Below are 20,754 nucleotides of genomic sequence, written 5' to 3' on the forward strand. Positions count from 1 at the left end.
CACCCGGAAAATTACGCTTCTCCTGCACCCGGTTCACTGGCTAAGCTCAAGCCTCCCGAATTCCCGCAGAGGTCTCACCATGCCGCAGCAGTGGCCAGCCGCCGACATCGCCCGCTTGATCCTCGATGGCTTTGACGATTACCGCGAGCATTTTCGCCAGATCACCGACGGCGCCCGGGCCCGCTTCGAACAGGCCCGGTGGCAAGAGACGCAGTCGGCGTCGGCGGCGCGGATCAATCTGTACGAAGACAAGGTCGGTGAAACGGTGGAGCGACTGCGCACCGCGTTTGACCCAGGCACCCTGGACGTCAGCTGCTGGCCGCTGGTCAAAAGCGCCTACATCAGCCTGATCGACCTGCGCTTCGACGATGAACTATCCGAGACCTGGTACAACTCGATCTTCTGCGGGCTGTTCAGCCATGACCTGATCAGCGATGGCTGCATGTTCATCCACACCACCCGGCCGAGCCTGCGCCGTGCCCGGGCCGCGCAAACCCGCACGTACAAGCCGCAAGGTCAATTGTCGGCCATGCTCGCCAGCATCTTCGCCGATTACCGCTTCAGTGAGGATTACGCCGACCTGGCCGGTGACCTGAAGCGCCTCGAAGCGCAGTTGCGCGAGAACCTGCCGGATTGGGTGTGCAAAGACCCGGAGTTGAGCGTCGAACTGTTTTCCTCGGTGCTGTACCGCAATAAAGGCGCGTACCTGGTGGGGCGCATCTACACCGCTGACGAGCAATGGCCGCTGGCGATTCCATTGCTGCACCTCGAGGGTCGCGGCATCCAGATCGATGCGCTGATCACCGATGAGGCGGACGTGTCGATCATCTTCTCGTTCACCCGCTCGTATTTCATGGTGGATGTGCCGGTGCCGGCAGAGTTCATTGGCTTCCTGCGACGCATCCTGCCGGGCAAGCATATTGCCGAGCTGTACACCTCGATTGGCTTCTACAAGCACGGCAAGTCGGAGTTCTACCGGGCGCTGATCAATCACCTGGCCAACACCGACGACCAGTTCATCATGGCCCCCGGTGTGCGCGGTATGGTCATGAGCGTGTTCACCCTGCCGGGTTTCAACACCGTGTTCAAAATCATCAAGGACCGTTTCTCGCCGTCGAAAAACGTCGACCGCGCCACGGTGATCGAAAAGTACCGCCTGGTGAAAAGCGTCGACCGCGTCGGGCGCATGGCCGATACCCAGGAGTTTGCCGATTTCCGTTTTCCCCTGAGCAAGTTCGATCCGGCGTGCCTGGAGGAACTGCTGGAAGTCGCACCGTCCACGGTATCGGTGGAAGACGACACGGTGCTGATCCGCCACTGCTGGACCGAGCGCCGCATGACCCCGCTGAACCTGTACCTGGAAAACGCCAACGAGGCGCAGGTACGCGAAGCCCTGGAAGACTACGGACTGGCGATCAAGCAACTGGCGGCGGCCAACATCTTTCCCGGCGATATGTTGCTGAAGAACTTCGGCGTTACCCGTCACGGCCGGGTGGTGTTCTACGACTACGACGAGATCTGCTTCCTCACCGAGGCCAACTTTCGCCATATCCCGCTACCGCGTACACCCGAAGATGAAATGGCGTCCGAACCGTGGTACTCGATCGGGCCGTTGGACGTGTTCCCCGAGGAATTTCCGCCGTTCCTGTTTGCCGATTTCGGGCAACGCAAGTTGTTCGATCAGCTGCATGGCGAGTTGTACAACGCCGATTACTGGAAGAGCCTGCAGGAAGCGATTCGGGCGGGGAAGGTGATTGATGTGTTTCCGTATCGGCGTAAAGGGCTGGACACCGAGTAGTCCTCTGCAATTGCTGCGCAATTGATCGCGAGCAGGCTCGCTCCCACATTTGACTGCAGTGTGCCCCGATTTTGTGGTCGCTATAGATCCAGTGTGGGAGCGAGCCTGCTCGCGATCGGCCGCGCAGCGGTCGTAAAATCTGCGACAATCCGCACCCTGCGCCACTAGACGACTGAATTGCGTACCCGATGACCGACGAATCGCCCTCCATCGACAAACTGCTGAAAAACCTCGATCACGCCATGCTCGCCGACCGCCACCGGCTGCGGCGGCAGTTGCTTGAGCTGCGCAAGAAACCCGATGAGGCCAGGCTGGGCCAGTGGGTGACGCGGATGCAGGCGTCCTGTGAGCAGGTGCTGGCGCGCAAGGCCAGCCTGCCGGTGATTCGTTACGACGACAGCCTGCCGATCGCCGCCAAGCGCGACGAAATAAAGAAAGCGCTGGAAAAGCACCAGGTGCTGATCATCGCCGGTGAGACCGGCTCGGGCAAAACCACCCAGTTGCCGAAGATCTGCCTGGAAATCGGTCGCGGCCAGCATGGCCTGATCGGCCACACCCAGCCGCGCCGGATCGCTGCGCGTAGCGTCGCCAGCCGGGTTGCTGAAGAATTGGGCACGCCGCTGGGTTCGTTGGTCGGTTATCAGGTGCGGTTCGAGGATCAGAGCGATTCCAGCACCCTGATCAAGCTGATGACCGACGGTATCCTGCTGGCGGAAACCCAGAACGACCGCTATCTGGAACGCTACGACACGATCATCGTCGACGAAGCCCACGAACGCAGCCTCAACATCGACTTCCTGCTCGGCTACCTGAAAACCCTGCTGCCGCGCCGTCCCGACCTGAAGGTCATCATCACCTCGGCGACCATCGACCTGGAGCGTTTTTCCAAGCACTTCGATGACGCGCCGATTGTCGAAGTCTCCGGCCGCACCTACCCGGTGGACACCTGGTATCGCCCGCTGACGCTTGAGCAGGACGAAGAGGGCAACCGCGTCGAGGACGACCTGACGGTGGATCAGGCGATCCTCGCCACCCTCGACGAAATTGCCGCCTATGAGCGCAGTGAACGCCGCAGTCCCGGTGACGTGCTGGTGTTCCTGCCCGGTGAACGCGAGATTCGCGACGCCGCCGACATGCTGCGCAAGGCCCAGCTCAAGCACACCGAGATCCTGCCGTTGTACGCGCGGCTGTCGCCGGCCGAGCAACAGCGGATTTTCCAGTCGCACCCGGGCCGTCGTGTGGTACTGGCGACCAACGTCGCGGAAACCTCGCTGACCGTGCCGGGCATTCGTTATGTGATCGACAGCGGTACCGCGCGCATCAGCCGCTACAGCTACCGGGCCAAGGTCCAGCGCCTGCCCATCGAAGCCATTTCCCAGGCCAGCGCCAACCAGCGTAAGGGCCGCTGCGGACGGGTCGAGCCGGGCATCTGTGTACGCCTGTACAGCGAAGAGGACTTCCTCGGTCGCCCGGAATTTACCGATCCGGAAATCCTGCGCACTAACCTCGCGGCGGTCATCTTGCAGATGCTGCACCTGCGCCTCGGCGAGGTCAGCGCGTTCCCGTTCATCGAGCCGCCGGATGGCAAGGCCATCAGCGACGGGTACAACCTGCTGCAGGAACTCTCGGCGGTGGACCGCAACAGTGAGCTGACTCCGCTCGGTCGCCAATTGGCGCGGCTGCCGGTGGACCCGCGCATGGGCCGCATGTTGCTCGAAGCGGCCAAGCTCGGCAGCTTGCAGGAAGTGCTGATCGTCGCCAGCGCCATGTCGATCCAGGACCCGCGCGAGCGTCCGCCGGAGCGTCAGCAAGCGGCGGATCAGGCCCACGCCCAGTGGAAAGACGCCGACTCGGACTTCGCCGGGCTGGTCAATCTGTGGCGCGGTTTCGAAGAACAGCGCCAGGCGCTGACCGCCAGTCCGCTGCGTAACTGGTGCCGCAAGAATTTCCTCAATTACCTGCGCTTGCGCGAGTGGCGCGACTCCCATCGCCAATTGAGCCTGATCTGCCGCGACATGCAGCTGAGCCTCAATAAAGAGCCGGCGGATTATCCGAAACTGCACAAAGCGGTGCTGGTGGGGTTGCTCAGCCAGATCGGGCAGAAAACCGAAGACGGCGATTATCTTGGCGCCCGTCAGCGGCGCTTCTGGATTCACCCATCGTCGGGCATCGGCAAGAAGCGCCCGCAGTGGCTGATGACCGCCGAACTGGTGGAAACCACCAAGCTATATGCGCGTATGGTGGCGAAGATCGATGCCGACTGGATCGAGCCGCTGGCCGGGCACCTGATCAAGAAAAACCACTTCGAACCCCACTGGGAGAAGAAGCGCGGCCAGGTCGTGGCGTTCGAGCAGATCACCCTGTTCGGGTTGATTGTGGTCGGGCGCCGGCCGGTGCATTACGGCCCGGTCGACCCCGTGGTGTCCCGCGAATTGTTCATCCGCGAAGCGTTGGTGCGCGGCGAGATTCAGTCCAAGGCCAAGTGCCTGACGGCCAACAAGCAATTGCTGGAACAGCTCGACGAACTGGAAGCCAAGGCCCGCCGTCGCGACATCCTCGCCGATGAAGAAACCCTGTACGCCTTCTACGACGCGCGACTGCCGGCGGAGATCCACCAGACCGCGACTTTCGACAGCTGGTACCGGATCAACAGCCAGAAAGACCCGCAGCTGCTGATCATGCGCGAAGAAGACGTGCTGGCCCGTGAAGCCAGTGAAGTCACCGCCCAGCATTACCCGGATACGCTGCATATCGGCGATCTGGAATTGGCCCTCAGCTACCACTTCGAACCGAATCACCCGCGCGACGGCGTGACCCTGCGCGTGCCGGCGCCGCTGCTGCCGATGTTGCCACCGGAACGCCTGGAGTGGCTGGTACCGGGCGTCATTGAAGCCAAGTGCATTGCCCTGGTGCGCAACCTGCCCAAGGCCTTGCGCAAGAATTTCGTGCCAGTGCCGGACTTCGTCAAGGCGGCCTTGCAGCGCATGACCTTTGCCGAGGGCTCGCTGCCCCAGGCCTTGGGTCGCGAGCTGCTGCGCATGACCGGTGCTCGGGTCAGCGATGAAGCCTGGGCAGAAGCGGCGCAGCAAGTCGAAAGCCATCTGCGGATGAATCTGGAAATCGTCGACGCCCAGGGCAAGTTCCTCGGTGAAGGTCGCGATCTGGCCGAACTGACTGCACGTTTCGCCGAGGCCAGCCAAGCTGCGTTGGCGGTGCCGCAAACCGCGAAGAGCCAGCAGCCGGTGGAGCCGAAAGTGTTCGCCGCCGTGGCCGAGAAAACTCAGCAGAAGATCGCCGGGCTGTCGATGACGGTCTATCCGGCATTGGTGGAAGAGGGCGGCACAGTCAAGGAAGGGAGGTTCTCGACCCCGGCCGAGGCCGAGTTCCAGCATCGCCGCGCGTTGCAACGCCTGTTGATGCAGCAACTGGCCGAACCTGCCAAGTTCCTCCGTGGCAAGTTGCCGGGTCTGACTGAATTGGGCCTGCTGTACCGCGACATGGGGCGCGTCGATGCGCTGGTGGAAGATATTCTGCTGGCCAGCCTCGACATCTGCATTCTCGAGGGCGAAGACCCGTTGCCCCGTGACGGCGCTGGTCTGGCGTCCCTGGCCGAGCGCAAGCGTGGCGCCTGGACCGAGCACGCCGAGCGTGTGGCGAAGCTGGCCCTGGAAGTCCTCAAGCTTTGGCATGGCCTGCAAAAACGCTTCAAGGGCAAGATCGACCTGGCGCAAGCCGTGGCCCTGAACGACATCAAGCAGCAGCTCAGTCACCTGGTCTACCCGGGGTTTGTCCGGGAAACGCCGATGCAGTGGCTCAAGGAATTGCCGCGTTACCTCAAGGCGATTGAACAGCGCTTCGAAAAAATCGCTGCCCAGGTGCAGCGCGACCGGGTCTGGAGTGGCGAGTTGAGCGGGTTGTGGACGCAATACCAGACCCGCGCCAACAAACACGCCCAGGAAGGCAAGCGCGATCCGCAGCTGGAGTTGTATCGCTGGTGGCTGGAGGAATACCGGGTTTCGCTGTTTGCGCAACAGTTGGGGACCAAGGTGCCGATCTCCGACAAGCGATTGAACAAGCAGTGGAGCCAGGTCGAACCCTGAACCCGAGGTTGGCGCAATACCTGTGGGAGCGAGCTTGCTCGCGATAGGGCCATTACATTCAACATCTATGTTGCATGTCAGGCCGCCATCGCGAGCAAGCTCGCTCCCACAGGTTTTTGTATGGCCTGCAAGTGGGAGTCATCCAGCAAAAAGGGGCCAAAACCCTAGGTTTATGGCAAACTTCGCGCCTATAAACGCCGGCCCCGCGGTTTTGAGCCTTCACGGTCTCGGGCAGGTCGGAATAAAGCGATGCCAGGTTTGCGTCCCCCGGATGGGAATAGACCCTTTGTGTATTGGTACGACGGTACCAATGCTTTCTGCCTGAACAGATTAGAGACACGACCATGCATAATGTCGTCATCAGCGGCACCGGCCTTTACACCCCGGCCAACAGCATCTCCAACGAAGAGCTGGTGCAGTCTTTCAATACGTATGTGGCGCAATTCAACGCCGATAACGCCGAGGCCATCGCACGCGGTGAAGTCGAGGCATTGACCGAGTCCAGCGCAGCGTTCATTGAAAAAGCCTCAGGCATCAAGAGCCGCTTTGTCATGGACAAGGACGGCATCCTCGACCCGCAACGCATGGCACCACGCCTGCCGGAGCGTACCAACGACGAATGGTCGGTACTCTGCCAGATGGCGATCGGCGCCGCCGAACAAGCTCTGCAGCGCGCTGGCAAGACCGCCGCGGACATCGACGGCGTGATCGTCGCCTGCTCCAACCTGCAACGTGCCTACCCGGCCATTGCCATCGAAGTTCAGGAAGCGCTGGGCATCCAGGGGTTCGGTTTCGACATGAACGTGGCGTGCTCGTCCGCTACCTTCGGCATCCAGACCGCCGCCAACAGTGTGCAACTGGGCCAGGCCCGGGCGGTCCTGATGGTCAACCCGGAAGTCTGCACCGGCCACCTGAACTTCCGTGACCGCGACAGCCACTTCATCTTCGGTGACGCTGCCACTGCGGTGATCATCGAGCGTGCCGACCTGGCAACGTCCAAGTACCAGTTCGACATCGTCAGCACCAAGCTGCTGACCAAGTTCTCCAACAACATCCGCAACAACTTCGGCTTCCTCAACCGCGCGGCGGAAGAGGGCATCGGCGCCAGGGACAAACTGTTCGTGCAGGAAGGCCGCAAGGTGTTCAAGGAAGTCTGCCCGTTGGTTGCCGAACTGATCAGTGAGCATCTGCAAGAGAACCAGCTCAACGTCAGCGACGTGAAGCGTTTCTGGCTGCACCAGGCCAACCTCAGCATGAACCACTTGATCGTCAAGAAACTGCTCGGTCGCGACGCCACCGAACAGGAAGCGCCGGTGATTCTCGACACCTACGCCAACACCAGTTCGGCCGGTTCCGTGATTGCGTTCCACAAGAACCAGGACGATCTGGCCGCCGGTTCGCTGGCCGTGCTCAGTTCGTTCGGTGCCGGTTATTCGATTGGTAGCGTGTTGCTGCGCAAACTGTAGGAGCGAGCTTGCTCCGGGCGGCGTTCCGACGATGGTCGTCAACGATAACGCGATAAACCTGACTCCCTGCGGCGTATTCAGGTTTATCGCGAGCAAGCTCGCTCCTACAAGAGAGGGTTGGCAAAAACAAACAGCCCGGCGTTGATGCATCGGAGGATGATGGGGACCGACACACCAACGCCAGGCTGTAAAAGGAGCCCGGGCTTCCTTGCCCGAGTCGTGTAGCGGGGTGAATCAGAACTTCGCTTCGGCATCCAGTTGCAGGGTGTTGATGTCCGAATCCTTCTTGTTGATGTTGGCGTTGGTCTGGTCCGAGGTCGCCATGTAGTAGGTCGCGCCCAGGGCAAAGTTCTTGTCCAGGTCGTAGCTCACTTTCAACTTGCTGCCGCGCGAACCGGTGAAGCCGTTGGCGAAGTCGGAGTCGGTGAAGGCGCCAACCACAGCGTTACGCTGCACGTCGCGGTAGTTGTAGTCCACGTTGAAGCCGTAGAGCTTGGACTTCACACCGGCCAACCAGCCAGTGTCCTGGTCGTTGCTGGCATCGGTGTTGTTGACGTACTGACCGTAGATCGACAGCGGAACCGGCAGGTTGCTGAAGTCCAGCTGACCAAAGCCTTCGTACAGTTTGAACTGCTCGCCCGGGCTGTTGCCGTTGACGGCCAGTGCGCATGGCGTAGTAACGGTACCCGAGGTAGGGCAAGCGCTGCTGTCGTCGTTGTCGTAGGCGTAGAGACTGCCGCCCAAGGTCATTTTCATGCTGTCGGTGATGGCGAAGCGCGCACCCAACTGGCCAGCGTACAGACGCAGGTCGTGCTTGAACTGCACGCCTTCGCCGTCGACGTTGTCCTTGAGGGTGTAGTGACCGGCGCTACCGAACAGCTCGGTGCTGCCGCTCAGCGGGTACTTGTAGGTAACGGCCAGACCTTCCGGGCTGATGTCGCTATCCCAGATGATGTCGCCCATGCTCACCCATTGTTGCGGCATCTTGCCGCCAACCAGGTGCAGGTTCTTGATCGCGTCCGGGTGGTAGTCGATGTAACCCTGGTCCAGCCAGATCTGCTTCTTGTCGAAGTAGTTGTCCAGGCTCTGGTTGGTCGAGCGAGCGTCGTCGTTGTTGCCGGTGGCGATACGGATACCGGTGTCGACTTGCGGGTTGATTTGGGTGTAGGCACCCAGGCGGGCACGAATGCGCTGACGGTCCTGGTCTTTGTTGTTGGATACGCCATCGTTGTGGACGTTTTCCTGACGGAAGCGCACGTCGCCCTTGAACTGGGTCTTTGCCGCCCATGCAAGCTTCTGGTCGAAAGCGCTCAGTGTGTCGGTTTTCTTCGCGGTGGCCGCGATTTGCTCGTTGGTCTCTTGCTGAGCCTGACGGGCGATCTGCTGGTCTTTCTGATCCCTGGCCAGCTCGGCTTGCAGTTCGCTGTACTGCGCGTTGGTGATCGAGCCGTTAGCCTTGAGCATGTCGAGCAGTTTGGCGTCGACTGCGGCACTGGCCGGAACACTCATGGCCAGCAACAGGCCACCGCACAAGGCCGCCGCAGTTTTCGTGGAAGCAAGACGCATATCAATCTCCGAAGATGAGAGGGGATGACAGAGCCATCCGGGACACAACCGACCATAAGGGGCGGAAAACAGTGACCGGGTATAACCCGGCGCTCTAAAAACAGGCGCCAGTATCGCGATGGTTTATTACAGAGCAGTGGCAATGTGATGTCATGTCGATGACGATACAAAGTCGCCGTGAACTATTGAGTTAGAGCACTGTCGTCGTTTTGCCCGTGTGCATTGCAGAGCGATAGGCGATACTCGCGGGGCTTTCACGCCATGAAGAGTGAGGATGGTGATGCCGTTGCAACGCCTGCAAAAACTGTCAGAAATCGCCCCGCAGACGTGGGACGCACTAGTGCCCGAGACTCAGCCTTTTCTGCGTCACGCCTTTTTGAGCGCACTGGAAGACAGCGGCAGCGTCGGACCCCATACCGGCTGGCAGCCCGAGCATTTGTTGCATGTTGAAGGTGAGTGCTTGATCGCCGCGCTGCCCGGTTATCGCAAGTGGCATTCCTACGGCGAGTATGTGTTCGATCATGCCTGGGCCGATGCCTGTGAGCGTGCCGGCATCGACTACTACCCCAAGCTGTTGAGCGCGGTGCCGTTCAGTCCGGTCACCGGACCACGGCTGCTGGCGGCCACGGTCGAAGACGGTTTCGAGTTATTGAAAAGCCTGCCGGGCTACCTTGAGCTTGAAGGGCTCTCCAGCGCCCACATCAACTTCACCGATCCGTTCACTGACGCGGCATTGAGTGAGCAGCCCGGCTGGCTGCAGCGCGTTGGCTGTCAATACCACTGGCAGAATCGCGGCTACCGGGATTTCCAGGACTTCCTCGACGTGCTCAGTTCGCGCAAGCGCAAACAGATGCGCAAGGAGCGCGAGCAGGTAGCGGGGCAGGGCTTCGATTTCGAATGGCTGGAGGGGCGGGAACTGAGCGAGGCGCAATGGGATTTCGTCTATGCCTGCTACGCCAATACCTACGCAGTGCGCCGGCAAGCGCCGTATCTGACGCGGGAGTTTTTCAGCCTGCTGGCCGAGCGCATGCCGGAGTCGATTCGCGTGGTGCTGGCCAGGCAAGGTTCACGGCCGGTGGCGATGGCGTTCAGTCTGGTGGGGGGCGACAGCTTTTATGGCCGTTACTGGGGATGCCTGGCGGAGTTCGATCGCCTGCATTTCGAGACCTGTTTCTACCAGGGGATGGACTATGCCATTGCCAACGGTTTCCAGCGTTTTGATGCCGGGGCACAGGGTGAGCACAAACTGATTCGTGGATTCGAGCCAGTCATTACGCATTCCTGGCACTACTTGCGGCATCCGGGATTGAAAGCTGCGGTGAAAGACTTCCTTGAGCAGGAGCGACTGGGAGTGCTGGCTTATGCAGAGGATGCAAAGTCAGCCTTGCCTTATCGACAAGGCTGAGCTTCAGCGTTTCAGCTTTCTTCTTTACCCAGCCAGCGATACAGCACGCCGCCGACCACTGCACCGAGTAGCGGTGCGACCCAGAACATCCACAGTTGTTGAATCGCCCAGCCGCCGACGATCAGCGCCGGGCCGGTGCTGCGCGCCGGGTTGACCGAGGTGTTGGTGACCGGGATCGAGATCAGGTGGATCAGCGTCAGCCCCAGGCCGATGGCAATCGGTGCCAGGCCTGCCGGTGCTCGTTTGTCGGTGGCGCCAAGGATGATCAGGATGAACATCGCGGTCATCACCAATTCACAGACAAACCCCGCCGCCATCGAATAGCCGCCAGGCGAGTGTTCGCCGTAGCCGTTGGACGCCAGGCCCCCTGCCAGTTCGAAACCGGGTTTGCCGCTGGCAATGAAATACAGCAGGGCGGCCGCAATCACGCCGCCAATGACCTGGGCAACGATGTAGGTCGGCAGTTCATTGGCCGGAAACCGCCCACCCACAACCAGGCCGAGGGATACCGCGGGGTTGAGATGACAGCCGGAAATATGGCCGATGGCGAAAGCCATGGTCAGCACTGTCAGGCCAAACGCGAAGGACACCCCGAGCAGGCCGATCCCCACCTCCGGAAAAGCCGCGGCCAACACCGCACTGCCGCAACCACCCAACACCAGCCAGAACGTACCTACCAACTCTGTAGCCGAACGTTTTAACAGAGACATGAGAGTGAGCCCTTTCGAGATTATGCTGCCTTTAGCATCCAGCCGATGGACTGCAGAACCACCTCCAGAACGTTGAAGTGAGTACAGCACGGTTTTTTAAGAATTCCAGCAGGCATAAAAAGCCGCCAGGCCCCGTTGTTGGCGGGACCTGGCGGCTTTTATGGACTATCGGGATCACTGGATGTCCTTGTGGGAGCGAGCCTGCTCGCGATGACGGAATATCATTCAACAATGATGTTGTCTGACTCACCGCTATCGCGAGCAGGCTCGCTCCTACAGGGGAAGTGTGTTGTTCAGGGGATCAATCGATCCCGACAAACCCACCGGTCTGGTGTTGCCACAACCGCGCATACAAACCGCCATGGGCGAGCAGCTCGGCATGGGTTCCGGTTTCGGCGATCTTGCCGTCTTCCAGCACCACCAGCCGGTCCATCCGGGCGATGGTCGAGAGCCGGTGGGCAATGGCGATCACGGTTTTGCCCTGCATCAGGGTTTCGAGACTTTCCTGGATCGCCGCTTCGACTTCCGAATCCAGTGCTGAAGTGGCCTCGTCCATGATCAGTATCGGCGCGTCCTTGAGCAGTACCCGGGCAATGGCGATGCGCTGGCGCTGGCCGCCGGAGAGTTTCACCCCGCGCTCACCGACGTGGGCATCGAAACCGGTGCGGCCTTCAGCGTCCGACAGCGAAGGAATGAATCCGTCTGCCCGAGCCTTGTGCACCGCTTCCCAGAGTTGCGCGTCGGTGGCGTCGGGTTTGCCATACAGCAGGTTGTCGCGGATCGAACGGTGCAGCAGCGAGGTGTCCTGGGTGATCATGCCGATGCGTTCGCGCAGGCTTTCCTGGCTGACGTCGGCGATGTTCTGGCCGTCGATCAGGATGCGTCCGCCTTCGACGTCGTACAGGCGCAGCAGCAGGTTCACCAGGGTCGACTTGCCGGCACCGGACGGGCCGATCAGGCCGATTTTCTCGCCAGCCTTGATGGTCAGGTTGAGGCCGCCGATGATCCCGCTCTGCTTGCCGTAGTGGAAATCCACCTGTTCGAAGCGCACTTCGCCACGGGCCACTGCCAGGGGTTTGGCCTGGTCGCGGTCGGTGACGCTGACCGGTTGCGAAATGGTCTGCAGACCGTCCTGGACCATGCCGATGTTTTCGAAAATGCCGGTGACCACCCACATGATCCAGCCGGACATGTTGACGATGCGGATCACCAGGCCGGTGGCCAGGGCAATCGCTCCCACGCTGATCAACGACTGCGTCCACAACCACAGGGCCAGGCCGGTGGTGCAGACGATCAGCAAGCCGTTCATGCTGGTGATGACCACGTCCATGCTGGTGACCACGCGGCCGGCCAGTTGCGCCTTTTCGGTCTGTTCCTTGATGGCTTCGCGGGCGTATTGCTGTTCGAAGTTGGTGTGCGCGAACAATTTCAGGGTGGTGATGTTGGTGTAGCCGTCGACAATCCGCCCCATGAGTTTGGAGCGCGCATCGGACGCCACCACCGAGCGATCCTTGACCCGAGGCACGAAGTAACAGAGGGCGCCGATGAAGGCGAAGATCCACGTCAGCAGCGGGATTATCAGGCGCCAATCGGCTTCGGCGAACAGCACCAGCGAACTGATGGCGTAGATCAGCACATGCCACAACGCATCCACGGCCTGCACGGCGGAGTCGCGTAGTGAGTTGCCGGTTTGCATGATGCGTTGGGCGATGCGCCCGGCGAAGTCGTTCTGGAAGAAATTCAGGCTCTGCTTGAGCACGTAGCTGTGGTTCTGCCAGCGGATCATGCTGGTCATGCTGGGACTCAGGGTCTGGTGCACCAGCAGATCATGCAGGCCCACGAATATGGGGCGCAGCACCAGTGCAACCACCACCATCCAGGTCAGTTCGAGGGCGTGATCCTGGAACAGACTGACGTTCGGCGTGCCCTGGGCCAGGTCGATGATGCGGCTCAGGTAGCTGAACAACGCCACCTCGATCAAAGCACCAATAAGGCCGACGATCAGCAGGGCGGCGAAACTCGGCCAGACCTGCTTGAGGTAATAAGTGTAGAAAGGGAAAACCCGGTCCGGCGGAGACGCCGTCGGTGCTTCACGGAAAACATCGATCAGTTTTTCAAAGCGGCGATAAAGCATTGGTTGTTCGCCCGCGAGCGGGCTCTCCTTTTAACGTTTTGAGCGTTGCCGGCAAGCACCGGCAACGGCTCGGACATCCTTGTCCAGCTTAGTCTCAGTCGATGCGCTTGGCCGACTTGATGAACACCGGATCGGCCGGCACGTCGCGCATACCGTTTTTGCTGGTGGTCGGTGCATTGACGATGATATCGACCACATCCATGCCCTTGACCACTTTGGCGAACACGGCGTAACCGGCATCGCGGCCCGGATCAAGGAAGTCGTTGTCCTTGACGTTGATGAAGAACTGGCTGGTGGCCGAGTCAGGATCGGAGGTGCGTGCCATCGACAGCGTGCCGCGTACGTTATGCAGGCCGTTGCTTGCTTCGTTCTTGATCGGGTCCTTGGTTGGCTTCTGCTGCATCGAGGAACTGAAACCACCGCCCTGGACCATGAAACCCGGGATCACCCGGTGGAAAATCGTGTTGTTGTAGAAGCCACTGTCGACGTAAGCAAGGAAGTTCTTGGTACTGATCGGAGCCTTGACCGGGTCCAGTTCGATTTCGATCTGGCCGTTGGTGGTGTCCAGCAGCACATGCGGTGCCTTTTCCGGCGTCGCGGCCATCAGGTTGGCGGCAAACAGGACGGAGCCTGCGGCGAGGGCGATTTTTTTCAGCATGGGTCAATGATCCTGAGTGGTGGTGTCGACTGCGGCCAGAAACTCCAGCAGTGTTTGGTTGAAGTGTTCCGGCTGGTCCAGTGGCGTGGCGTGGCGCGAATCGGCGATCACCACCAGCCGCGCGTCGGGCAGCAGTTTTACGTAGTTTTCCTTCAGCGCCACCGGTGTGTAGTCCCGGTCGGCGCTGACGATGAGGGTTGGACAGGTGACCTTCGAAAGTCGTTCTTGAACCCCCCAGCCGACAATGGCATTGAAGCTGGCGAGATAAGCATGTTTGTCGTTTTTTGCCCAGCGTTCGGCCATTTTTTGTCGCAAGTCGGCCTGCTCGGGCTTCGGGAACAACTTGTCGCCCAGCGCCTTGCCGATGGTGCCCAGGCTAAGGGCGCGCATCAGGCTCCAGCGCTTGAACCACTGCCAGTAGTCATCGCGGCTGCGCAGTTTGACCTCGGGCGCGCTGTTGACGATGCACAGGCTCTTGAGCAGTTGCGGCTGATCCACGCCCAGCTGGAAGCCGATCATGCCGCCCATGGACAGGCCGACATAGTGTGCCGGACCGAGATTGAGGTGCTCGATCAGTGCAATCAGGTCAGCGCTGAATCCGGCAATGCTGTAGCGCTCCCGGGGTTTGTCCGAACGGCCGTGACCGCGCACATCCGGGACGATCACCCGGTAGCGGGTGGCAAGTGTCGGGATCTGTTTTTCCCAGTCCAGCGTGCTGGAACCGAGACCGTGGACCAGCAGCAGCGGTATGCCGTGGCCATATTCCTCATAGTGCAGGTTGCAACCTTCGTGTTCGAAATAGGCCATGCATACACTCCGTGTCAGGCTTGTTCGGGGGCGGCGAACGGTGCGTCCAGTGGTGCGGTGTCAAACGTACGCAGCAGTTCGATGAGAATCTGCGTGGCCGGCCCCAGCGGTTTGTCCTTGTTCGAATACAGGTAGAAGCTCGGGTTACGGCTGCCGCCCTGATCCAACGGTAGCAGCTTGAGCGTGCCTTCCTTGAGTTCCCGTTCTATCAAGTGCCTGGGCAGCCAGGCAAAACCAAGGCCGCTGCTGACGAAGGTCGCGGCGGTGGCCAGGCTGCCGACGGTCCAGCGCTGTTCGGCACCGAGCCAGCCGACATCCCGTGGTTGCTGGCGGCCCGAGTCGCGGATCACCACTTGCATCTGGCTTTCCAGGTCCTGGAAGCTCAGCTCGCGGTTGAGGCGGTGCAGGGGATGCTCCGGGTGGGCGACCGCGACGAACTCGACGTCGCTCAATTCCGCACCCAGGTAACCGGGAATACTGAAACCCGTGATGGCCAGGTCGGCCACGCCTTCGAGCAGGACTTCCTCCACGCCCGACAGCACTTCCTCACGCAGGCGCACCCGGCAGCCGCGGCTTTGCGGCATGAACGCGGTCAAGGCGCGGACGAGGCGGGCGCTTGGGTAAGCGGCATCGACCACCAGGCGCACTTCGGCTTCCCAGCCCTGCTCCATGTGATGGGCCAGGTCTTCGAGTTGACTGGCCTGTTTCACCAGTTGCCGGGAACGGCGCAACAACACCCCGCCGGCTTCGGTCAGCACGGCTTTGCGTCCGTCGATGCGCAGCAACGGCACGCCGAGCTGATCCTGCATGCGGGCCACGGTGTAGCTGACTGACGATTGCGAGCGGTGCAGCGCCTCGGCGGCCTGGGCGAAACCACCGTGATCGACCACGGCCTGCAGCGTTCGCCATTGATCAAGGGTCACGCGGGGCGCTTTCATGTTGAGCTCCTCTTGTCCTAAGCTGGCAGCCCTTATTGGAGGCTGCTGAATGAAAAAATTCTGTTGTGTGCTGCTGGCGCTTCTGCCGCTGACGGCGATGGCTTACCCGATCGATGTGAAAAAAGACCTCAACGGCATGAAGATCGATTACCAGACCTACGACACGGATAGCGACATCGGCTCCATTCAGGTGGCCAACTACGGCGACGTCGATGCGAGCTGCAAGGCCGTTTTCATCAATGGCCCGGAAGCCCCCCGCACTCGCAAGCTCGATGTACCAGCCGGCAAACACAAAAACGCCACGGCCAAATTCAGCCGCAACATCATCAAATTGCGCATCGAGCTGACCTGCACCCCGAAATGACAGCAATCCCCTGTGGGAGCGAGCAAGCCCGCTCCCACAGGGGCATGGTTTGCTTATAAACGAATTTATTGATGGGTTATAGCAGTTATTTGCGCTTTTTCATCGATATGACTCTGTTTAACCTTCACTCCATCGACCTACCGCATTCTCAGATGGAGGCTACATCCCATGTCCCGCGTTCTGATCATCGAAAGCAGTGCCCGTCAGCAAGACTCGGTTTCCCGTCAGCTGACCCAGACCTTCATCAGCCAGTGGAAAGCCGCTCACCCGAATGACCAGATCACCGTCCGGGACCTGGCCTCCAAGCCGGTGCCGCACCTGGACATCAACCTGCTGGGTGGCTGGATGAAACCCGCCGAGCAGCGCAGCGACATCGAACAGGCGTCCCTGGAACGCTCCAACCAGTTGACCGACGAATTGCTCGCCGCCGATGTACTGGTCATGGCCGCGCCCATGTACAACTTTGCGATCCCCAGCACCCTGAAAGCCTGGCTCGACCATGTGCTGCGTGCCGGCGTGACCTTCAAGTACACCGAGACCGGCCCGCAAGGCCTGCTCAGCGGCAAGCGTGCCTATGTGTTGACGGCTCGCGGCGGCATCTATGCCGGCAGCACCGCCGATCACCAGGAACCGTACCTGCGCCAGGTCATGGGCTTCATCGGCATCCACGACGTGACGTTCATCCACGCCGAAGGCATGAACCTGGGCGGTGACTTCCAGGAGAAAGGCCTGAACCAGGCAAACGCCAAGCTCTCGCAAGTGGCCTGACCGGTTAATCGCCAGATAATCGCTGGATGGTCTAGTGACCTGGCGCAACCCTTCAAGCCTGTACGCGCATCGAACCTCCCTTCGCACTGGTTGCTCCTGAGTGCCCTGGCCCGATTGAACGCTTTAGCGAGATCGGGCTTTTTTTTGCCTGTGATTTTATAGACACCCACGCAACCCTGTGGGAACGAGCCTGCTCGCGAAAGCGTCGGCACATCCAGCATCTATGTGTCTGGCGCACCGTCTTCGCGAGCAGGCTCGCTCCCACAGGTTTTGTGTTGGTTTAGCGTTCGCGAGCAGGCTCGCTCCCACAGGTTTTGTGTTGGTTTAGCGTTCGCGATCAGCAGCAAAAACCGCTATCGTCGCCGCCATTCGAAATGAGGCGAGCATGGGCTATCTACTTTTTGTCACGCTGATCCAGGCGTTTTCCTTCAGTTTGATCGGCGAATACCTGGCCGGTCATGTCGACAGTTACTTCGCCGTGTTGGTACGCGTACTGCTGGCAGGGCTGGTGTTCATCCCGCTGACCCGCTGGCGCTCGGTTGAGCCGGCATTCATGCGCGGCATGCTGCTGATCGGCGCGTTGCAGTTTGGCGTGACCTACGTCTGCCTGTACCTGAGCTTTCGCGTACTGACGGTGCCGGAAGTGTTGCTGTTCACTATCCTCACGCCGCTGCACGTGACCCTGATCGAAGATGCGCTCAATCGTCGCTTCAATCCCTGGGCCCTGGTCGCGGCGCTGGTGGCGGTGGCGGGTGCGGCGGTGATTCGCTTTGACCGGATCAACCCGGACTTCTTGATGGGCTTCCTGTTGCTGCAACTGGCCAACTTCACCTATGCCGCTGGCCAGGTGCTCTACAAACACCTGGTCGCACGCCACCCGAGTGATCTGCCGCATTACCGGCGCTTCGGCTACTTCTACCTCGGCGCACTGGCGGTGGTGTTGCCGGCGTTTCTGCTGTTCGGCAAACAGAACTTCCTGCCCGAAGCGCCGCTGCAATGGGGCGTTCTGCTGTTCCTCGGCCTGGTCTCGACCGCTTTGGGGCTTTACTGGTGGAACAAGGGTGCGTGCCTGGTCAACGGCGGGACGCTGGCAGTGATGAACAACCTGCATGTGCCGGTGGGGTTGCTGATCAACCTGCTGATCTGGAACCAGCATGAAGAACTGGGGCGGTTGTTGCTCGGCGGTTCGGTGATTTTGCTGGCGGTGTGGATTAGTCGGTTGGGCATCAGGCCCGTCACGAGACCTGCGTAGGAGCTGGCGCAGCCTGCGATCTTTTGATTTTAAAGATCAAAAGATCACAGCTGCGGCGGATGGGCCAGCAGGCAGAGGCTCTGCCTGTGGGGCGGCTTGACTGGTATTGGCTAGCAGCGAGCGTTGGCGTATTGGTGCGCAATATTCAGATGACATCTATGTGGCCATCATTTGTCTGGTTTTTTTGGTGTTTTAAATGACTTGTAATGCTGATGTGTTTCTCTTGAGGCGTTTATGCTTAATGCTTTTTTTGCTTGTTGTTTTACCGTCTTTCGTGTTGGCTGATGAAACGCATGCAAAACATTGGAGAGATCTAACTGTCAATGATCTTTCTGTCATTCGGCAACTGATAATTACTTCTCATCCAGGCGCTATAGATAGTGATAATGAGTCTTTTGCAGACTGGGTTGAACGGGGCTATTTGGAAGCAAATCAGCTGTCCAAACGTGTCGATTCAAGGAAAGACTCTCAAGCCGTGCTTAATTTTTACATCGCGGGCTTCAAGGATGGACACGTAGGGCTGAATCAACCTAATAAAGGAAAATCTTCCTGGGCAGGTTTCATTTTGGATATGCGAGGTCAGAGTTTCGTTGTAAAGCAGGTCGCTAAAAATTGGCCTATACCGCTACCACCGATAGATTCCGAGGTCATATCGTGTGGTAACAAATCGGTCCGAGAAAAACTAGAGAGTGAAATATCTCCATATGTTGATCGTAGACTTAATTTACAATCCACTTGGTTACATTTGGCTCAGCAGTTAACTGTCGATGATGCCAACTATCCCGTACTGGCGAGAGACTTATCAAAAAGCTGTTTGGTTGCGCTTCCAAATGGAGTAAGACAAAACTTTACATTGTTATGGCAAGAAGACTCCGGGCAATTGGAGGCTTTCATGCGCCAACCTCAACCACCTCAAACGCTCCGGAATTTGGGAGGCGGGCGATATTGGATACATGTATCAAATTTCATGCCGTCAGCAGCCGATAATGCTTCCCTCGATAAAATGCTCGAGGCCATCAAGAGTATCAATGATGCCAAGCTGGTTGTGCTTGATACACGAGGCAATCGCGGCGGTAACAGTTTAGTTGGTGCTAGAATACTTTCTGCACTGTTAGGTTCGCCATGGGCAAAAAGCTTGGACGGGCCATCTCGTGCGTATGCGATGTGGCGAGTTTCTCCTTTTGCACTCTCAACGCTCAATAAAGCTCTAACCGCCATGGGAAGCGACTATGGAAAAGATAGTGAGGCTTATAAATTTGTTTTTGGTTTGACTAATTCGATGGAGCTCGCGCTTCACGAGAAACAGGGCTGGTTACGACAGCCGAACACTTCCTCGATCGATCAAGAGGGTTCGAGAGGATTAAATACGCAAGGTTTTAAAGGTAAGCTTGCACTGGTTACTGACTCATTTTGCGTGAGTGCCTGTCTAGACTTTGCGGACGTCGTTCTTGCAATTCCGGGGGTTGTCCATTTGGGATTATCAACGAGCGGCGATACACTTTATATTGACGTGGGCTCTCAAACATTGCCGAGTGGTGCCCAGTTCTGGCTACCGTTAAAGGTTTGGAGAGACCGAACGCGAGGAAATAATAAAAGTTATGATCCGCAATTTGTTTTTAATGGCGATATAAATGATACAGCGGCAGTTCAAAAGTGGGTTCTTGATCACTTGTGATCGGATCAACGCCATTCCCAGTGCACAAGGTACCGCAGCGGCAACTCAAGTAATTTGCAGCGCCGCAATAGACGCAAACCTTGTGGGCGCGAGCCTGCTCGCGATGACGGAGTGTCAGTCGACTATGATGTTGCCTGATCCACCGCTATCGCGAGCAGGCTCGCTCCTACAAGGAATTGTGTGATCTCGAAAATCACTTCGGCGCCAGTTGCCCCACCAGAAACTCGATAAACGCGCGGGTCTTCTGCGGCACCCGTCGCGCTGACGAATACACCGCGTTGATGGTGATCGCCGGGGCCTGCCAGTCACACAGCACCGGCACCAGTCGCCCGGCCGCCAGCGCATCCTCGACTATGAAGTCGGGCAGCAGGGCGATGCCCATGCCGGCTTCGGCGGCCTGGGCCAGCAAGTCGCCGTTGTTGGCGTGCAGTGGGCCGGTGACATTCACCCGCTGGGTTTCCTTGCCATTGCACAGTTGCAGGCTGACTCCGCTCTGCAGATACCCGTAGTTCAGGCATTGATGGGCGCGCAGATCCTGCGGAGTCTGCGGAACGCCCGCGCGTTCGAGATAAGCCGGGGACGCCACCATGATGCGCGGCGCGGGTGCCAGTTGCCGGGCGATCATCGTCGAGTTGGGCATGCTGGCGATGCGGATGGTTACATCAAATCCACCCCGTACCGGGTCGACCTGCTGGTCGCTGAGCACCAGTTGCAGCTCGATGTTCGGGTGCTGTTCATGAAACAGCGGAATCAATGGCCCCAGCCGCCGAAGACCGAACGACATCGGCGCATTGACCCGCAATACACCGCGTAACTCGCCGATGCCGTCACGGGCGCGTTGCTCGGCCTCGTCCAGTGCCGCCAGCACCTCCCGTGCTGCATCGAAATACTCGGCCCCGGCCTCGGTCAGGTGCAGGCTGCGGGTGGTGCGTTGCAGCAATTGCACGCCGATGGCTTCTTCCAGTGCCTGAATCTGTTTGCTGACTTTCGAGCGCGGCACGTCCATGGCCCGGGCGGCTGCAGCGAAGCCGTTCTCGCCGACCGTGACGACGAAGGCGCGCATGCATTCGATGCGATCCATATTGTCCCTATTTTTGAATCAATGATTCTCGA

Annotated in this window: 15 protein-coding genes; 8 read left to right on the forward strand and 7 right to left on the reverse strand. The window is 59.4% G+C overall.

The annotated features are described in order from the left end of the window. The first annotated feature begins 79 nt into the window (after positions 1-79). The 3 genes from aceK to WHX55_RS06950 all read left to right on the forward strand — a co-directional run bounded on the left by aceK (position 80) and on the right by WHX55_RS06950 (position 7,364). On the forward strand, positions 80-1,798 hold the full coding sequence (aceK, locus tag WHX55_RS06940; RefSeq protein ID WP_151213412.1) for a bifunctional isocitrate dehydrogenase kinase/phosphatase: 1,719 nt from the start codon (positions 80-82) through the stop codon (positions 1,796-1,798). Positions 1,799-1,986: 188 nt separating this feature from the next. Further along, positions 1,987-5,898 (forward strand): ATP-dependent RNA helicase HrpA, encoded by a 3,912-nt coding sequence (gene hrpA / locus WHX55_RS06945; RefSeq protein WP_151213411.1) that lies wholly within the window; start codon positions 1,987-1,989, stop codon positions 5,896-5,898. 344 nt (positions 5,899-6,242) lie between these two features. After that, entirely contained in the window at positions 6,243-7,364 is a 1,122-nt protein-coding gene (locus tag WHX55_RS06950) for a beta-ketoacyl-ACP synthase III (protein WP_150724369.1), read from the forward strand. Positions 7,365-7,598: 234 nt separating this feature from the next. Here WHX55_RS06950 and WHX55_RS06955 read toward each other — a convergent pair whose 3' ends face one another. After that, a complete protein-coding gene (locus tag WHX55_RS06955) occupies positions 7,599-8,930 on the reverse strand; it encodes a putative porin (RefSeq protein WP_150724370.1) in 1,332 nt (443 codons plus the stop codon). Between the two features lie 280 nt (positions 8,931-9,210). On the opposite strand from WHX55_RS06955, the gene WHX55_RS06960 reads away from it, so the two are divergent. After that, on the forward strand, positions 9,211-10,335 hold the full coding sequence (locus WHX55_RS06960; protein WP_150757553.1) for a GNAT family N-acetyltransferase: 1,125 nt from the start codon (positions 9,211-9,213) through the stop codon (positions 10,333-10,335). A gap of 11 nt (positions 10,336-10,346) precedes the next feature. Here the strand turns inward: WHX55_RS06960 and aqpZ are convergent, their stop codons facing one another. From aqpZ to WHX55_RS06985, 5 genes are all read right to left on the reverse strand, one after another. Beyond that, a complete protein-coding gene (gene aqpZ / locus WHX55_RS06965) occupies positions 10,347-11,045 on the reverse strand; it encodes an aquaporin Z (RefSeq protein ID WP_353742280.1) in 699 nt (232 codons plus the stop codon). A gap of 301 nt (positions 11,046-11,346) precedes the next feature. Further along, on the reverse strand, positions 11,347-13,179 hold the full coding sequence (locus WHX55_RS06970) for an ABC transporter ATP-binding protein (protein ID WP_150755703.1): 1,833 nt from the start codon (positions 13,177-13,179) through the stop codon (positions 11,347-11,349). A 94-nt stretch (positions 13,180-13,273) separates the two neighbouring features. Beyond that, the gene (locus tag WHX55_RS06975; protein WP_150724374.1) at positions 13,274-13,837 is read right to left on the reverse strand and encodes a peptidylprolyl isomerase; all 564 of its coding nucleotides are present in this window, start codon (positions 13,835-13,837) and stop codon (positions 13,274-13,276) included. A 3-nt stretch (positions 13,838-13,840) separates the two neighbouring features. Continuing rightward, positions 13,841-14,644, reverse strand: coding sequence for an alpha/beta hydrolase (locus WHX55_RS06980; protein ID WP_353742281.1), 804 nt, complete (start codon positions 14,642-14,644; stop codon positions 13,841-13,843). Between the two features lie 14 nt (positions 14,645-14,658). Further along, on the reverse strand, positions 14,659-15,582 hold the full coding sequence (locus WHX55_RS06985; RefSeq protein WP_007972479.1) for a LysR family transcriptional regulator: 924 nt from the start codon (positions 15,580-15,582) through the stop codon (positions 14,659-14,661). A gap of 49 nt (positions 15,583-15,631) precedes the next feature. Between WHX55_RS06985 and WHX55_RS06990 the strand changes: the two genes are divergently transcribed. The 4 genes from WHX55_RS06990 (at position 15,632) to WHX55_RS07005 (ending at position 19,641) form a co-directional block, all read left to right on the forward strand. Further along, on the forward strand, positions 15,632-15,946 hold the full coding sequence (locus WHX55_RS06990) for a 3-phosphoglycerate kinase (RefSeq protein ID WP_150724377.1): 315 nt from the start codon (positions 15,632-15,634) through the stop codon (positions 15,944-15,946). Between the two features lie 168 nt (positions 15,947-16,114). Further along, positions 16,115-16,714 (forward strand): FMN-dependent NADH-azoreductase, encoded by a 600-nt coding sequence (locus WHX55_RS06995; protein WP_353742282.1) that lies wholly within the window; start codon positions 16,115-16,117, stop codon positions 16,712-16,714. A 385-nt stretch (positions 16,715-17,099) separates the two neighbouring features. Beyond that, the gene (locus WHX55_RS07000; RefSeq protein WP_353742283.1) at positions 17,100-17,966 is read left to right on the forward strand and encodes a carboxylate/amino acid/amine transporter; all 867 of its coding nucleotides are present in this window, start codon (positions 17,100-17,102) and stop codon (positions 17,964-17,966) included. A gap of 196 nt (positions 17,967-18,162) precedes the next feature. Further along, positions 18,163-19,641, forward strand: a complete 1,479-nt coding sequence (locus WHX55_RS07005) for a S41 family peptidase (RefSeq protein ID WP_353742284.1) — start codon at positions 18,163-18,165, stop codon at positions 19,639-19,641. A gap of 193 nt (positions 19,642-19,834) precedes the next feature. Here the strand turns inward: WHX55_RS07005 and WHX55_RS07010 are convergent, their stop codons facing one another. Next, positions 19,835-20,722 carry a LysR substrate-binding domain-containing protein gene (locus WHX55_RS07010; RefSeq protein WP_353742285.1) on the reverse strand — a complete coding sequence of 296 codons (888 nt, stop codon included), beginning with the start codon at positions 20,720-20,722 and terminating at the stop codon, positions 19,835-19,837. Positions 20,723-20,754 lie beyond the last annotated feature (32 nt).

This window comes from Pseudomonas fluorescens, from assembly GCF_040448305.1.
GTDB classification, from domain to species: Bacteria; Pseudomonadota; Gammaproteobacteria; order Pseudomonadales; family Pseudomonadaceae; genus Aquipseudomonas; species Aquipseudomonas fluorescens_BH.

Coding starts and splice junctions, on each gene's coding strand:
- aceK (WP_151213412.1), top strand. CDS start 80: ATGCCGCAGCAGTGGCCAGCCGCCGACATCGCCCGCTTGATCCTCGAT.
- hrpA (WP_151213411.1), top strand. CDS start 1,987: ATGACCGACGAATCGCCCTCCATCGACAAACTGCTGAAAAACCTCGAT.
- WHX55_RS06950 (WP_150724369.1), top strand. CDS start 6,243: ATGCATAATGTCGTCATCAGCGGCACCGGCCTTTACACCCCGGCCAAC.
- WHX55_RS06955 (WP_150724370.1), bottom strand. CDS start 8,930: ATGCGTCTTGCTTCCACGAAAACTGCGGCGGCCTTGTGCGGTGGCCTG.
- WHX55_RS06960 (WP_150757553.1), top strand. CDS start 9,211: ATGCCGTTGCAACGCCTGCAAAAACTGTCAGAAATCGCCCCGCAGACG.
- aqpZ (WP_353742280.1), bottom strand. CDS start 11,045: ATGTCTCTGTTAAAACGTTCGGCTACAGAGTTGGTAGGTACGTTCTGG.
- WHX55_RS06970 (WP_150755703.1), bottom strand. CDS start 13,179: ATGCTTTATCGCCGCTTTGAAAAACTGATCGATGTTTTCCGTGAAGCA.
- WHX55_RS06975 (WP_150724374.1), bottom strand. CDS start 13,837: ATGCTGAAAAAAATCGCCCTCGCCGCAGGCTCCGTCCTGTTTGCCGCC.
- WHX55_RS06980 (WP_353742281.1), bottom strand. CDS start 14,644: ATGGCCTATTTCGAACACGAAGGTTGCAACCTGCACTATGAGGAATAT.
- WHX55_RS06985 (WP_007972479.1), bottom strand. CDS start 15,582: ATGAAAGCGCCCCGCGTGACCCTTGATCAATGGCGAACGCTGCAGGCC.
- WHX55_RS06990 (WP_150724377.1), top strand. CDS start 15,632: ATGAAAAAATTCTGTTGTGTGCTGCTGGCGCTTCTGCCGCTGACGGCG.
- WHX55_RS06995 (WP_353742282.1), top strand. CDS start 16,115: ATGTCCCGCGTTCTGATCATCGAAAGCAGTGCCCGTCAGCAAGACTCG.
- WHX55_RS07000 (WP_353742283.1), top strand. CDS start 17,100: ATGGGCTATCTACTTTTTGTCACGCTGATCCAGGCGTTTTCCTTCAGT.
- WHX55_RS07005 (WP_353742284.1), top strand. CDS start 18,163: ATGACTTGTAATGCTGATGTGTTTCTCTTGAGGCGTTTATGCTTAATG.
- WHX55_RS07010 (WP_353742285.1), bottom strand. CDS start 20,722: ATGGATCGCATCGAATGCATGCGCGCCTTCGTCGTCACGGTCGGCGAG.